This window comes from Streptococcus moroccensis (assembly GCF_030812835.1).
Taxonomy (GTDB): Bacteria; Bacillota; Bacilli; order Lactobacillales; family Streptococcaceae; genus Streptococcus; species Streptococcus moroccensis.
In genome coordinates, this window is the sequence record NZ_JAUSTM010000004.1 from 44917 (window position 1) to 58201 (window position 13285).

Here is a 13285-nt window from a genome sequence, read left to right on the forward strand (position 1 = left end):
GAAATACTGCCTTTATAATCTAACCTTGCTATTTCATTGTTAATATCTTTTATTTCCATCACTCCACCTCCTTAGCAAACTCCTGCTCCCAAGCCCAAGCATAGCCTGCTTTTTCAAATTCTTCTTTCGTCTTTTTGGCATAAAGTCTGCTACTGGTTATATGATTACCAAAAAACAGCGCACCTGACTCACCTTCACACAACCCTTGGCCGTTTGGTAGTTCAATTGTATAAAGCTTTTCCCGCTCTATTTCATAACCATCGAGCCATGCACGGGCGAAAATCTCTTGCGGTGTGTTTGTGCTACCAATTTTTTGTACCCAATCTATCCAAGGCGAATTATTCCAATCTGCATCACGCAAAGCAGCGAACAATGTTTTATGTTTGTTTTGGGAAAGATACTCCGCCACGAATTTAGGTATGGTGACTTTCTGTGGTTCGACAGGTCGTTCAAGTCGGTAGATGTACGGAACTACTAAATCCTTATCACCCGAATTTGTCAAGATTTTTACATGACACGCTCCGTCAGAATAGCCAATGAGCTCTACTGGTATGAAATGATCTTGGTCGTCTATCTCATGAAATCTCTTTCTGCTCATTTCAAATACATCTTCAATCATCCTCTCTCCTTTCTGCCAGATAGGCCATTGCAGCAAGCACCTTGCTTGCCTCGTCTAGTGCATGTTGATCAACTTGGATGAAGCGGTGGCTGTTAGATAACTCTTTAAGTCCGAGGCCGAGCGCTTCGCCTGTTGATGTTGTGATTCTTAGCGATGGCACGCCCAATTTGTTGATCGTTATGGTTGCGGTGTAGACAGTCTTTGTTTTGTATGTTTCAAAGTCTCTGGTTAATACCGTTTCCTCTGAGTTTTCTTCAACTGCTTGGAAGCCAAGGGCTTTCAAGTCACGCTTGAAGTAGCGAGTAAGTATTCCCATGTCTAACTCCCTCTCTTTTTTAAGTAATCTGGCGCTTCATCGCCAATTTCTAGTGAGTCAAATTGCTCTCTAGTCACAAGGAACTTGCCGTAGGCTCCAATCGTGACAGTGTAATGGCCATTGACAACATCCTTTTCGGTGATGGTGCCGACTAACTTCCCCCCAGCATTGTCCACCTGGTAAATAATAATCTGGTTTTCTTGCAGCAGCTCGTATCTCACTGCAAGTTCACGGTAGTTTAAAACAAGGCTAACGCTAGACATGATGTAAATAAGCGTTGTTATTAAAAACCATGCTAAATAAGTTTTTTTACTCAATCTTTTATTCTCCTGTTCTTTCAATCAAGTAATAGCAATCTCTAGCGCCGTAGTCAATACGGATGCTGTCACCGCTCAGTGTTTTGGCAAATCTCGGCTTTGTGATTGCAGAGTAAGTGGCTTGGTGGCCCTTCAGTGCACTAATAGCGCCATGAGGATGTGGAAATGTGCCAATATACTCTTTTCGATGCCCGTTATATACAAAATAAAGTTCAATCATCAATACCCCCTATCCATCGGATGAAAGCTGCCATAACTTTGCAAGCAATTTGCTATATGATTAGCAACTGCATAGGATGAGAATGTCATGGCAAACTTGACATCACTGCAATACGAAATATCAAAGCCGTTGATGCCAACTGTGATGTTTCGTATAAAGGTACTTTGCATTCGGGATCCATTGGTTAAAATAATCATGTTCTTCCTCGCTAATTCCATAATTTTTTGGCAATCCTCAACATTTCAGCTCCCATTTCAGCATTACCGACAGGGTTCATTTCATGTTGACGTTTCTGTTCATGGTATCGGACCTGCTCAACTGTCATGATGTTGCGGGATTTCCAGTTTTTTAAAATTTTGACGAGGTACGGCATGAAAGGTTTTTGTTGCAAAACCGATAATCTTAGAGCTTCATTAACTACTTCTGGCTCAAAGTTGTCTTGATTCATCAAAACCGTGATTTCTTCGATTTCAAAAGGAGATAACAATCGACCCCAATTTTTTTCAAAATTACCGAATAATTCCTTCTTAGTCATGTAACCTCTCTTTATTTATTTTTGTAGTAGTTGTGATTGTTGTTAATTAGTATTTATTGTTATTTAGTACTTGTTGTAAGTTAGTATTTATTAGTGGGCAAATTTGTACCGGTACTATTTGTACTGGTACTATTTGTACTGGTACTATTTGTACTGGTACTATTTTGCACCTGCAAATTCACCCCCAAAAAGCTCCTCTTCCAACTGCTTTTTTAAATAACTAATGTGCTCTTGGTTAAAAGGAAGGTCCGAAAAAAATCGTCTAACTAGTTTTCCTTCTCTTCCTCCCAGTACATATGTAAATTTACACATATAGCCTGAATCCTCAAGTATTTTAAAGTGCTTATCGACGGATCTTTTGCTAATATTCAAGCGTTTAGCTATTTCCTCTGGATATACAACCCAGTCAGGCTTATTAGTCAATATCACTGTCAAAATACCAATAGTAGCAAGCTCAAGTCGTTTATCTTGGGTAAAAGCGTTATTGATTGATGTAAAGTTGTCGTTTGTGTTTCTGAAAGATATAGTTCACTTTAAACCTCCTATCTAACGGGTACGACTTTGCGAGTCTCAGGATCAATGTCTTCACGACGGCCAGTTTTTGCATCTAAAAAGCCTTTTTCCTCTGCTCCTGATCGTGTTGCTGGTGCCATAGGCTTGGGCTTTTTTTGTGCCTTAAGCAACTTAACGTTTAGTAATAGTGACTCAATCAATACGACTGATAAAATAGTTCCTGTAATAATAATTTGTAAATTGTTCATGTGATAGCTCCTTTGTTTATGGTAATTGTGTTCTCTTCCAGTTTTTGTGATACCAGTCAATGACTTCATCACGAGGGTATTTTTCTCGAGCGTTTTTAATCCGTGGGAAATCAGCGTGGCAGTTGAAGCGTTCGTCAAATGTGCCAGTGTCCCTTGTTCCTAGCAACATTTCAGAGCATTGCGACTTATTGAGTTCCATAGGAAAACGTCTTTTTTCATCCATAACAATGTGCATGACTTTCAACGCTCTATCCATCAGACCAGCCTCAAACTGGTCCAACATTTGATTCATTAGATCGTTCATTATGCGTACCTCCATCTATATCCGTGAGTCTGTTTCTGATGCCCCATTGCTGTTGCTGATATCTTCTGTGATGAGATACCCGTTGTCATTGATGCTGATTTTATTGAGTCGAATGTATTTATAAGTTCACCATCAAGAGATAATTGTTCTACAGGTTTGTAACGACCTAAAGATGATTTTTCTGTTCTATCCCCGTGATTGGCATTTTCCTTATCTGTCGCCCATTCTAAATTCTCAATTCTATTATTAATTTTGTTCTCGTCAATATGATTTATCGTTCGCTTATTGGTTGGATTTGGTAGGAATGCTTCAGCTACTAATCTATGGACTCTTACAGACTTCCTTAAGCCATTGAATGAAAGTGTCACTATTGGATATCCTGAAGATAAATTTTGTTTCAAGAATTGTCCTTTTGTTTTTCTTGTACTCTGTTTTGAATTGACCGTTCTGCTAATAGACCGAACACGACCAAGATTTGAAACTTGGTAATAACCTTTAGCAAATGGTATATCTTTCCAAATTTCTTTCATTGTGATATAATCCTCTTGAAAATATTTATTTTTGAGCCTGATTGCCGTCAGGCTTTTTCTGCGCCATTGAGAGCATAGATGCGCATCTTAGTATTAGTGCTTGGCTCCCAGTTCATCCAGTAAGCAAAGGCTTGGCCCTCAGCTTTCTTTGGTAACATGTCATAGCGACTAATGTTAAAATGGTCCTTGAAGTCAATCTCGGCTTCTCGAAAGACCGATTGAGCAAAAGGTTTATCTGCATAAGCAGGACTCTCCATGCCACCAAGCCACATGACAACACGGGATTTCCGCTTCTTAAGCAAAGCTTGAGCGGTGCTAGGGTGGATAGGTTGCTCGCTCTTGAGATAATCCACATCCTCTTTCAATTGCTTTTGCTGCTCTTTGAGTGCCTTCTGGCCAGAGAATAGGCTGATAAAAGCTTCCTCATTCAGATTTTCTGGCACATAAGCGCCCTGTCTGCGAATAGCTGGCAAGACCTCTCTTATTACCCAGCGTTTAAATTCCTTGGCCTGTGGCAACTTGCTGGATAAGATCAGCGAGTACAGGCCAGATTCATTGATGATGATTGGATTTTGATTTCTGCCGATGGCGTCACGAATCGTTACCCCATCCGTTTTGTCTTCGTCATCTACGTGATCAAAAATTGCTTTTCTAGAATTTGAGTAACCCAGAATATCAGCCACATCTTTTCCGACAAACCAAGGTTCATCATCAATGGTTAACGTACGGACTTCCTGTCCGTGAAAATGATAAATTTCGTTCATAAAATGCCTTTCTATCGAAATTCCTCCGTACTGACGCCTAGAGCATCAGCGAGCTTGCAAACATTGGCAAATTTCAAGTCTTTCTTCTTTCCAGATTTCAATTCAGCCAACATCTGATAATTGACGTCTGCTTTTTTAGCTAAAGCATAGGCGGTTATTTTTTGGTCTTTTAATAGACGTTCAATAGATTCCCACATAATACTCCTTCATACTATATTTAGTTGTAGCAATAGGACCTAAGACCTATTTTTACACAACATATAGTTTTTTCTATATTTCTTTGTTATACTATTTTTGTGAGTAAAACCTTTACACTCTTTATTCACTAAAAACTACAGAAAGGAGGGTGAATCAATGGATAAAAAATATTATGGTACATTCTTAAAATACCGCACTCAAACAGTTGGAAAAACTAGTGTCGAACCAGAATCTGAAGTTGAATACACTATTATTGCTGGTGAAGATGAACAAAGTATGGTTCAAGCTGTAACTGTTCATAAGAACGGCTTGATTCTATTATCTAACTCAGAGACTGCTGAGTTTTGGTCAAACAGGAAGCCTGTATTTTCAGAACAAGATGGCATTACTGTTATCACTTTTGAAAACGAATAGTGCCTCTTGCTAAATCAAAATTAAGTCTCTTATTTTGGGAATGAAATGAACCGCAGATTTTACTAGAGTGTATTCTGATAGGATTTGTTTTATTTATTCGATACGGGTAGTGTTTTGGTCTCATATTGTCTCCTTTATAATTTGATGTACCTTTTCTGCTTCAAGATAGCTAGAAAAGAGGTACCTAATGAGTTTTAAAGTAATTGATTTTAGCCATTGTTTCAGCTACTGCAGTTTAACAGTGGCTTTTTTGTTTATACTTCCTCAAACTCTTCCCACGGCTCACGTATGCCCAATTTCTTAGACACAGCAAGTTTGAGGTTATCACTGCCGTGGCCGTCATTTAAAAGCCTTGTAATCATTGGTGCTGAAACACCGATGACTTGAGCTAAGTCGCTTTTGGTCCAGCGTCGTTCATTCATTTTCTGAATGACTAAATCAATCCATTTTTGATGTTGTTGGCTCATGTTATTCCTTTCTAATCTGATATAATAAAAATAAAAAACAGGGATCAATCATGAAATTACAAGATAGAATCAAAGATTTGTTGTCATCATTTAGAGAAAAATTACTTCTCCTCTTTTTCTTTACTATCCTGCTTATAATAAATTTCAGTATTATAACAGTAAGCAATGAATCTGCTTTCTCAATATTACAAGCGGTGAATTATACTACTATGTATTGGTCAATTTTACTACCACTATTCTGTGGAATGTGTTTTCTTTTGATTGTTCATGAGTTGTTCAAATTATTCAATTTCGAATCAAAAGGTGATATGGCTTTGAGCAGCATCATAACAATTCTTCTTACAGTAATATTGATTGGTAGAAATCTATTAGTTACACTAACAGAAAGTCAATTTAATTTAATGATCACTCTTTTTGGTTTTCCTGGGTTCGTATTTCTTCCTAAACTCTTTAGCTATATTTTGAAGTTCAGATATCGTCAATCGACAGATAATAATCGTGACTGCAAGGACGATTGCTTGGATAAAGAGTCCCAGTAAGACTGTATCTTCAATGATTTTCGTCAAATAGCTTTTCTCCTTTCTAAAATAAATAGTTAAAAAGTTAGTAAAATCCTTGACATTCTTTTGCGTATAAGCTAAAATTAATGCATAAAGAAAACACTTGAAAAAACAATAGTTCATTCAATTAAGTCGCTCGCCAAAGCTTTTATTTTTTTGAATTAGTTTTTACTTGTGTTTTAACTAACTCTTTAACTTTACAAAAACTATTTTAGCGTAAACGCAAATATAAGTCAAGAGATTTTTGCGTATTTGTTAAAATATTTTTTGTCATGTCTTAGAAAGGCTGATAAATCAATGTCTTCAACGTTTGATATCGTAAAAGACTTATGCAAAAAACAAGGAATTTCACTAAATTTCCTAGAAGAAAAATTAGGATTAGGTAAGAATTCACTATATGGTTTAAAAAGAAATCAACCATCTGCAGAACGTCTTCAAGAAATTGCAGATTATTTCCACGTCTCAACTGATTACTTGCTGGGCCGTACAGACAACCCACGGATTGCAAAAGAGTCCGACGCCCCCTCAGAGGTTGACCTTAAGGAATTAGCTAAAGACTCATTCTTTTACGATGGTCACCACCTCAATGATGAGGATATAGACTTGATAGCGTCATTGCTTGAGACAAGAATTAAAAACAGACAGGACTGATGCCATATGACTCAAATTGCCTACTTCGATGGCAGAGACACTGGAGTCAACGGTGTCTATAATAAACCTTTTGACACAGTCTTTGTTAACAGTTACCTGGATGACATTGACAAAAAGAAGGTCACCTATCACGAACTGGGTCATAAGCATCACACAAAAGCGGATTATGAGTTCAACCGTGAGCGCTGCGAACTTCAGGCGGATAGAAACATGATCCACCATCTGCTGAAAGAAGAGCTGGATCTCATGGACGACCATAAAGAATTTAACTATGTCAGCTTTATGGAAAAATACAGATTAAAAACCATAGCCGATGAGACCATGGTCAAAGAAGAATTTAATAACTTAGCTAATATAATTTAAAGGAGGAATAATAATGGCATTATTTGGTGGCAAAAACAAAGAACCTGAAGTAGAAATTTTTACAGCTGAGCCAAACGAGCGAGTTTTTGAGTTTAAGAAATCAAAGACGATAGTAAGAATAGATGACTACTTTATCAGAATTGCAAGAAAAAGCAACATGTCAAATATGCTTCTACATGGACTTGATGGCGAAAAATCAATTTTGTTATCAGAAATAACTGCATATCAATTAAAAGAGCCAGGGGCAACGGTTGGATATTTACAATTGGTATATCCTGGATCAGCAGATACTAAAGGTGGTGTCTTTGATGCTGTTAAGGATGAGAATACAGTCACTTTTCTCAAAGAAGATAAACAAGCTATCTTAGAATTGAAGATAGCAATAGAAACTGCCTTGAAAAATAAGGTTCAGAAATAAACAAAAAGCCCTACGCTCAAATTTTGGTCGAGGAGAGCGTAAGGCGAATCGTATAAGAAAAATTGCCAATCTGGCAAGTGTTTTCTTGTACTCATTTTATCAGAAATGAGGTTAAAAAACAATATGGCATCAGTCAGAAAAAGGGGAAAATACTTCGAATACCGTGTTGTCTATCGTGACAGTCTAGGAGAGAGGCATGAGACAACTGGTGGTGGATTTAAGACTAAGGCTCAGGCTAGGGCGGCAGGTCAACTGAGAGAGGTTGAATTGAGGCAATCGCCGATGAAAAATGATGATGTAACCTTGCTTGATTATTACCAAGAATGGGCCAATCTTTATAAAAAGCCGTACGTTGTAAAAAAGACATGGCAATCCTATAAACAGACCAAGACCCACATCACAAACTACTTTGGCAAAATCAAACTCAAGGAAATAACGCCAATTCGGTATCAAACGTTTCTAAATGAATTTGGCGCTAAGTATGCACAAGATACAATAGAGCGAACGCACTATCACATCAAATCGGCTGTCAAAATTGCTGTACGTGACCGCCTGATGCTCTCTAATTTCACGGAAGGCGCTATTGTCAAATCGCAGAAGGAAAAGAAGCCTGAAGCAGAGAGTTACCTTGAAGAGGATGAATATTTCTACGTGATTTCTCAAGCACAACAAAACCCTCAATACATCTCACACATGACGATCTATGTTCTCGCTGTCAGTGGGATGCGGTTTGCTGAGGCGATGGGGCTGACATGGGAAGATATTGATTTTAAGAAGCAAGTCTTTAGAATTGAAAATACCTGGGATTATTCTGACACAGAAGACTTCGCTGATACCAAAAACAAGCAATCTATCAGAGAAGTGCCATTTAATGACAATGTTGCCGAAGTTTTGAAGAATTATAAGGAAAACCACTGGAAAGACAATGATCAGGGTCGTGTCCTGTTTGGTGTGTCTAACAGCGCCACAAACAAGTCCTTAAAGCGAATGGTTAAGCGAGAGGTGCATCCTCATACCCTAAGACACACATACGCTTCATATCTCATTTTCAAAGGTGTTCCTGTGGCTAGTATTTCAAAACTACTAGGTCATAAATCTATTTTGATTACCTTGAAGGTATATGCCCACCAGTTCGAGAGAATGAAGGAGCAGCACCATTCAGAGGTCAGAGGGATTTTATCAGAGATTCATTAGTTGGTGGGCAAATGGTGGGCAAACAGCCCCAAACCCTTGATATATTAACGGTGTCAAATCCGTCTACCGCCTTTTTTATAGCCTTACAGGAGAAATCTGTTCCCTTTGGGAGCAGGTTTTTTCTGTTCTAAATGAAAAGGTCTCCTCTTGCTCGCTTTTCTCACTTCTGCTATAATGGTTAAAATTTCTGGGAGGATTGCCATGAAAAAATTAAGGCTAAATAGCCATATAAGAGTTTTAAGTCCGTCATCTTCGATTGCCCGACTAGGAGGACTTTCAGCCAATCTTTCAGCTAAAGCAAAACTGGAAGAGCTTGGTTTTCGTATTTCTTTTTCAGAGCATTATGAAGAGTCTGACTTGGTACAATCTGCATCGATTGCCAGTCGTGTGGCCGATCTTCATCAAGCCTTTGCTGATCCATCTGTCGATGCTATCTTAGCGACCATCGGCGGCTTTAATTCAAATGAACTCCTGCCTTATTTAGATTATGAGCTCATCGCTCAAACTCAAAAAATCATTTGTGGCTATTCTGATTCAACCGCCTTTCTCAATGCTATTTTCGCTCAAACAGGCATGAAAACCTATATGGGCCCATCCTTTTCCAGCTTTAAGATGGTCGAAGGGCAGGACTACCAGTCCAGCATGTGGTTACAGGCCATGACTCAAACTCACTACGAATTAGTGCCGAGCAAGGAATGGTCCAGTGACCCTTGGTATGATCCTTCTCAACCGCGGCAGTTCTTTCCAACAGAATGGAAAACCTATACTCCTGGTCAGGCTACTGGGACTATTATAGGAGGCAACTTGTCTACCTTTGTTCTCCTTCAGGGAACACCCTATGCACCAAAGGTTAAGGATTATATCCTCTTTGTCGAGGAGGCCGAAGTAGATGATTATATCGAATTTATGAGGCATTTAGCCTCCTTACTCCAAGCCTATCCCGAGCCCCAAGCCTTGGTCATCGGTCGTTTTCCAAAGGAATGCCAAATGACTGAGGAGCTTCTACACTTTATTTTGGACAAACATCCCATCCTTCAAACCATTCCAGTCCTCTATGATCTGGATTTTGCCCATACCCAACCGCTCTTTACCATTACCATAGGTGCTCAGGCAACACTTGACACCAGTGACGGTGAGATTCTTGTTAAGGAATAGCCAAGCAGAGGTTTATAGCCCTCTGCTTGCACCCTTTGAACACTGAAAAAGCAAGCTGAGTCTTTCCCAGCTTGCTTCTTGTTTAGTCGTATCAACGGTTGGTTATAATTCAGCGATTTGGCTCATGTTGACTTCAGCCACAGTATCATTGCCAAACATAGAGATAATCATCTTGACCTTGTTGTTGTCGATCTCAGAAACCTTGCCTTCATAGCCAGAAAAGGCGCCATCAATGATGCGAACGGTATCCCCAACACGGACATCAAGTGAAAATTCTTGGACACTCTGCCCCATAGAAGCAAGGATGGCCCGAATTTCTTCTTCCAAAAGTGGAGTTGGTTTGGAGCGGTTACCATGGGACCCCACAAAACCAGTAACGTTTGGCGTATTACGAACCACAAACCAAGCATCATCGGTCATAACCATTTCAACCAAAACATAACCAGGGAAGCGGTTTTCTTCAATCTCTTTCATTTCCCCTTTTTTCTCAACCTGAACCGTCTGAGTGGGGATTTCCACGCGCAAGATATTTTCTAGCATATCATATGTCTGTGCCCGTTGTAGAAGGTTTTCTTTGACCTTGTTTTCATAGCCTGAGTAGGTTTGCAGGACAAACCAGCCTTTATCAAAACTATCCATTCTTTATTTTCCTTTCAAAAAAGAGCCTGTCGGCTCTCTTAGTTAGTTTTATTATACCTTAAATGCTTGGGCTTGACAACTTTTTAGAAAAAGTTAATTAAGCTCATGATTCCGCGAGAAATCGCCAAGTCAAAGAGGTAAATCACAGCTACAAAGAAGGCTGTGTACTCCATGACAGAAAGAAAATCTGCCCAACGTTGTTTGCTGTCTGGCCAGGTTGTATCTGCCAGAATTTGAATCGTATCGCTAATGAATTTCATGTTAACTCCTCTTGTTACCGCGTTTCCTTATGGGAGGTGTAGCCTCCACAATGTTTGCAAAACTTATTGACTTCTAGTCGTGTTGGTTTTTGATTACTGCTCAGTTTAATGGAATAATTACGTGACCCACAAACTGTACAGGCTAAGCTCCCTTTTTTTAGTGCCATCTATAGCCTCCATAAATATCCCTACTATTTTAGCATTTTATCTGACGCTTGACAAGCTATTGGAACAGACTCTTCACGGTTTCCCATAAATTTTGCGCTTTTTCAGGGATATTAGCCTCCTCTATCGCTTTTTGTGCTTGATCTAAAATCTGTCCTGCTTGTTCTCTAACCGTATCTAATATCTCACCAGCAGGATTTGAGGTCTGGCCTGTTTCATTAACTGGCGCAATACCATTTTCAGCATAGGTATTTTCCTGTGTAAAGGCAGTACCCGCTGTATAAGGTAGTATGCTGTTGGCAACTGTTTGGAAAATCGCTGATGCTTGGTTAGAAGATGTCCCTTCCAGATAATGGGTTTCATCGGTTTTGGAAAAGCCTAACCAGTGACTAATAACAACATCTGGCGTGTAGCCAATCACCCATTGATCACTAGCTACATTAGGATCAAAACTGGTTTCTGTTGTCCCTGTTTTTCCTGCCATATCATAACCATAAGGTGCCGCATAGACCCCTGTTCCATTCGAAAACGTTCCTAGCATCATACTAGTCATTTTATTGGCTACAGTGCTATCCATAACCCTTGTTTTCTTTGACTGATGGGTTTTTAAAACCTTACCATTAGCTGTTTCGATGCGTGTGATCAAATGAGCGTCCGGCATGACCCCACCATTGGCGAAGGCCGAATAGGCTTGTGCCATTTGGAGTGGATTAGTGACGACACCCCCTCCAAGAGCAACTCCTAATTCTTGGGGAACCTTAGTCATGTTAAGGCCAAATTTTTTCCCATAGCTAAAGGCTGTCTCAATGCCTAACTCATTAACTGTTGCGACAGCTGGTAGATTGAGGGACTGAGCCAGGGCTTGATACATGGGAACTGTACCCGTTTCTGTTCTGGACCCCATGTAATTGTCCAAGGTATAGGTGCCATAGGTGGTTGTGGTGTTGTCCAACTCCCGGTCTGTTTCCCAGCCTGCAGCAATAGCTGGCGTATAGGCAACTAAGGGTTTGATGGTTGATCCTGGGCTTCGTTCCGATTGAGTGGCATAGTTAAAACTACGGTAGCTATAATTCTCACTGGAATTAACGCGACCGACAAGGGCACGCACCCCTCCTGTTGAGGGGTCCAAGGCAACTGAAGCAGACTGAGCCATCTCACCGTCACTATAGGCAACCGGAAAGAGACTATCTTCATTATAGACCGCTTGAACATTGGCCTGATAATTTTGGTCTAGCTCCGTGTAGATGCGAAGCCCATTGTTAACAATCTCATTTTCAGACAAGCCGTATTTGCTAATGGCTTCTTCAATGACGGCGTCAAAGTAAGACGGATACGCATACTTACTGCTCCGGCCCGTATAGGTATCAGAAAGTTGGGCTGCCATATCCACGGCAGAAGACTCATCGGCTGTGGTTTGATCAATGTAGCCCGCGTCCACCATCACTTGGATAACCGTATTGCGGCGGTTGGTTGCATTTTCGAGCGAATAATAGGGATTATAAATCTCAGGACCCTTTAACATTCCAGCCAAGGTCGCTGCTTGTGAGAGACTCAGTTGACTGGCCCAAATTCCAAAGTACTTTTGACTAGCATCCTCTACCCCCCAGACCCCGTTGCCAAAATAAGCATTGTTGAGGTACATGGCTAAGATCTCTTCTTTTTCGTAAGTCTTGGTTAATTCTAAAGCTAAAAAGAACTCCTTCGCCTTTCGGGTTACGGTTTGTTCTTGGGTCAAATAAGCATTTTTAGCCAACTGCTGGGTAATGGTCGAGCCACCTCCAGAACGCCCAAGGGTTAGTATTGCTAAGGCAAAGCGTCCATAGTTAATCCCTGAATTTTCATAAAAGGTACGGTCCTCTGTTGCAACAACTGCCTGCTCCATATAATCTGAAATGACATCCAGCTGAACATAGGTCCCTTTCTGACCAGAAAGGCTACCCGCTTCAACAGCATCCTTATCGTAGATAATGGTCTCTGCTTGGAGAGCAGCTTGCAAATCTTCGACATTAGCTGTTTTGGCTAAAAAGAAGAGCCAACCACCGACAGCTACCCCAGCAGTTGCCATCAGGATTAAGAGAATTTTGGTGAGATGGTATCTTCTCCAGAAACGTCGAAAAGTCGATTGCCCTTTTTTAGAGCCTGAGGCTTGACCAGAATGCCGTCTTCGACGCTGATGGTCAGTTGTTTCCACAGCATCCGCGTCTTGAGCTAATGACGACTCCTCAGTGACTTGGTCTTGGTCTAGTGATTGGCCTCTTTCTGACTCGTTTATCTCGTCTGATAAGAAATATTTTTTCATAACGTCTTCAAAAAATTGTTTAGGTTTCATCACTGTCTCCTTTCTTGAAAACTGCTTCTATTATACTACATCGCGACCTATTCGTCTCAATTGGGCCGTTCCGCCAGCTTCTAGACCTGTCTTATCAAGCTTTTTA

General features: G+C 40.2%; 24 protein-coding genes. 6 read left to right on the plus strand and 18 right to left on the minus strand.

Features of this window, described 5'->3' with window-relative positions:
* Positions 1–58: 58 nt before the first annotated feature.
* The 12 genes from J2S23_RS02685 to J2S23_RS02740 all read right to left on the minus strand — a co-directional run bounded on the left by J2S23_RS02685 (position 59) and on the right by J2S23_RS02740 (position 4563).
* Entirely contained in the window at positions 59–619 is a 561-nt protein-coding gene (locus tag J2S23_RS02685; protein ID WP_307121231.1) for a DUF1642 domain-containing protein, read from the minus strand.
* A complete protein-coding gene (locus tag J2S23_RS02690; protein ID WP_307121232.1) occupies positions 612–935 on the minus strand; it encodes a hypothetical protein in 324 nt (107 codons plus the stop codon). Before J2S23_RS02690 ends, J2S23_RS02685 begins: the two co-directional genes overlap by 8 nt.
* A gap of 2 nt (positions 936–937) precedes the next feature.
* A complete protein-coding gene (locus J2S23_RS02695) occupies positions 938–1252 on the minus strand; it encodes a DUF1372 family protein (RefSeq protein WP_307121233.1) in 315 nt (104 codons plus the stop codon).
* Positions 1253–1256: 4 nt separating this feature from the next.
* A complete protein-coding gene (locus J2S23_RS02700) occupies positions 1257–1472 on the minus strand; it encodes a hypothetical protein (RefSeq protein WP_307121234.1) in 216 nt (71 codons plus the stop codon).
* Positions 1472–1690 carry a hypothetical protein gene (locus tag J2S23_RS02705; RefSeq protein WP_307121235.1) on the minus strand — a complete coding sequence of 73 codons (219 nt, stop codon included), beginning with the start codon at positions 1688–1690 and terminating at the stop codon, positions 1472–1474. Before J2S23_RS02705 ends, J2S23_RS02700 begins: the two co-directional genes overlap by 1 nt.
* Positions 1681–2007 carry a DnaD domain-containing protein gene (locus J2S23_RS02710; RefSeq protein ID WP_307121236.1) on the minus strand — a complete coding sequence of 109 codons (327 nt, stop codon included), beginning with the start codon at positions 2005–2007 and terminating at the stop codon, positions 1681–1683. The genes J2S23_RS02705 and J2S23_RS02710 overlap by 10 nt, the downstream gene beginning before the upstream one ends.
* A gap of 159 nt (positions 2008–2166) precedes the next feature.
* Positions 2167–2442 carry a transcriptional regulator gene (locus J2S23_RS02715; protein WP_370868688.1) on the minus strand — a complete coding sequence of 92 codons (276 nt, stop codon included), beginning with the start codon at positions 2440–2442 and terminating at the stop codon, positions 2167–2169.
* Between the two features lie 107 nt (positions 2443–2549).
* Positions 2550–2768, minus strand: a complete 219-nt coding sequence (locus J2S23_RS02720) for a hypothetical protein (protein WP_307121237.1) — start codon at positions 2766–2768, stop codon at positions 2550–2552.
* Positions 2769–2784: 16 nt separating this feature from the next.
* Complete coding sequence (locus J2S23_RS02725; RefSeq protein WP_307121238.1) at positions 2785–3072, minus strand: DNA-binding protein; 288 nt, start codon at positions 3070–3072, stop codon at positions 2785–2787.
* Entirely contained in the window at positions 3072–3602 is a 531-nt protein-coding gene (locus J2S23_RS02730) for an NUMOD4 domain-containing protein (RefSeq protein WP_307121239.1), read from the minus strand. The genes J2S23_RS02725 and J2S23_RS02730 overlap by 1 nt, the downstream gene beginning before the upstream one ends.
* Positions 3603–3649: 47 nt before the next feature.
* Positions 3650–4366 (minus strand): ORF6C domain-containing protein, encoded by a 717-nt coding sequence (locus tag J2S23_RS02735; protein WP_307121240.1) that lies wholly within the window; start codon positions 4364–4366, stop codon positions 3650–3652.
* Between the two features lie 11 nt (positions 4367–4377).
* Positions 4378–4563: a helix-turn-helix domain-containing protein gene (locus tag J2S23_RS02740; RefSeq protein ID WP_307121241.1), complete on the minus strand. Its 186-nt coding sequence runs from the start codon at positions 4561–4563 to the stop codon at positions 4378–4380.
* Between the two features lie 157 nt (positions 4564–4720).
* Between J2S23_RS02740 and J2S23_RS02745 the strand changes: the two genes are divergently transcribed.
* Positions 4721–4978 carry a hypothetical protein gene (locus tag J2S23_RS02745; RefSeq protein ID WP_307121242.1) on the plus strand — a complete coding sequence of 86 codons (258 nt, stop codon included), beginning with the start codon at positions 4721–4723 and terminating at the stop codon, positions 4976–4978.
* Positions 4979–5232: 254 nt separating this feature from the next.
* Here the strand turns inward: J2S23_RS02745 and J2S23_RS02750 are convergent, their stop codons facing one another.
* Positions 5233–5445 carry a helix-turn-helix domain-containing protein gene (locus J2S23_RS02750; RefSeq protein ID WP_307121243.1) on the minus strand — a complete coding sequence of 71 codons (213 nt, stop codon included), beginning with the start codon at positions 5443–5445 and terminating at the stop codon, positions 5233–5235.
* A gap of 398 nt (positions 5446–5843) precedes the next feature.
* On the minus strand, positions 5844–6011 hold the full coding sequence (locus J2S23_RS02755) for a hypothetical protein (protein ID WP_307121244.1): 168 nt from the start codon (positions 6009–6011) through the stop codon (positions 5844–5846).
* A 291-nt stretch (positions 6012–6302) separates the two neighbouring features.
* On the opposite strand from J2S23_RS02755, the gene J2S23_RS02760 reads away from it, so the two are divergent.
* From J2S23_RS02760 to J2S23_RS02780, 5 genes are all read left to right on the plus strand, one after another.
* A complete protein-coding gene (locus J2S23_RS02760; RefSeq protein WP_307121245.1) occupies positions 6303–6656 on the plus strand; it encodes a helix-turn-helix domain-containing protein in 354 nt (117 codons plus the stop codon).
* 6 nt (positions 6657–6662) lie between these two features.
* The gene (locus J2S23_RS02765; protein ID WP_307121246.1) at positions 6663–7019 is read left to right on the plus strand and encodes an ImmA/IrrE family metallo-endopeptidase; all 357 of its coding nucleotides are present in this window, start codon (positions 6663–6665) and stop codon (positions 7017–7019) included.
* A 13-nt stretch (positions 7020–7032) separates the two neighbouring features.
* Positions 7033–7437: a DUF4429 domain-containing protein gene (locus J2S23_RS02770; RefSeq protein ID WP_307121247.1), complete on the plus strand. Its 405-nt coding sequence runs from the start codon at positions 7033–7035 to the stop codon at positions 7435–7437.
* A gap of 123 nt (positions 7438–7560) precedes the next feature.
* Positions 7561–8631: a tyrosine-type recombinase/integrase gene (locus tag J2S23_RS02775; RefSeq protein ID WP_307121248.1), complete on the plus strand. Its 1071-nt coding sequence runs from the start codon at positions 7561–7563 to the stop codon at positions 8629–8631.
* A 201-nt stretch (positions 8632–8832) separates the two neighbouring features.
* The gene (locus J2S23_RS02780) at positions 8833–9786 is read left to right on the plus strand and encodes a S66 family peptidase (protein ID WP_307121249.1); all 954 of its coding nucleotides are present in this window, start codon (positions 8833–8835) and stop codon (positions 9784–9786) included.
* A gap of 102 nt (positions 9787–9888) precedes the next feature.
* Here the strand turns inward: J2S23_RS02780 and nusG are convergent, their stop codons facing one another.
* The 4 genes from nusG to pbp2a form a co-directional block, all read right to left on the minus strand.
* Entirely contained in the window at positions 9889–10425 is a 537-nt protein-coding gene (gene nusG, locus J2S23_RS02785) for a transcription termination/antitermination protein NusG (RefSeq protein WP_307121250.1), read from the minus strand.
* An 83-nt stretch (positions 10426–10508) separates the two neighbouring features.
* The gene (secE, locus tag J2S23_RS02790; RefSeq protein ID WP_307121251.1) at positions 10509–10685 is read right to left on the minus strand and encodes a preprotein translocase subunit SecE; all 177 of its coding nucleotides are present in this window, start codon (positions 10683–10685) and stop codon (positions 10509–10511) included.
* A gap of 14 nt (positions 10686–10699) precedes the next feature.
* Positions 10700–10852 (minus strand): 50S ribosomal protein L33, encoded by a 153-nt coding sequence (gene rpmG, locus J2S23_RS02795; protein WP_307121252.1) that lies wholly within the window; start codon positions 10850–10852, stop codon positions 10700–10702.
* Positions 10853–10908: 56 nt separating this feature from the next.
* Entirely contained in the window at positions 10909–13179 is a 2271-nt protein-coding gene (gene pbp2a, locus J2S23_RS02800; protein ID WP_307121253.1) for a penicillin-binding protein PBP2A, read from the minus strand.
* Positions 13180–13285: the final 106 nt, after the last annotated feature.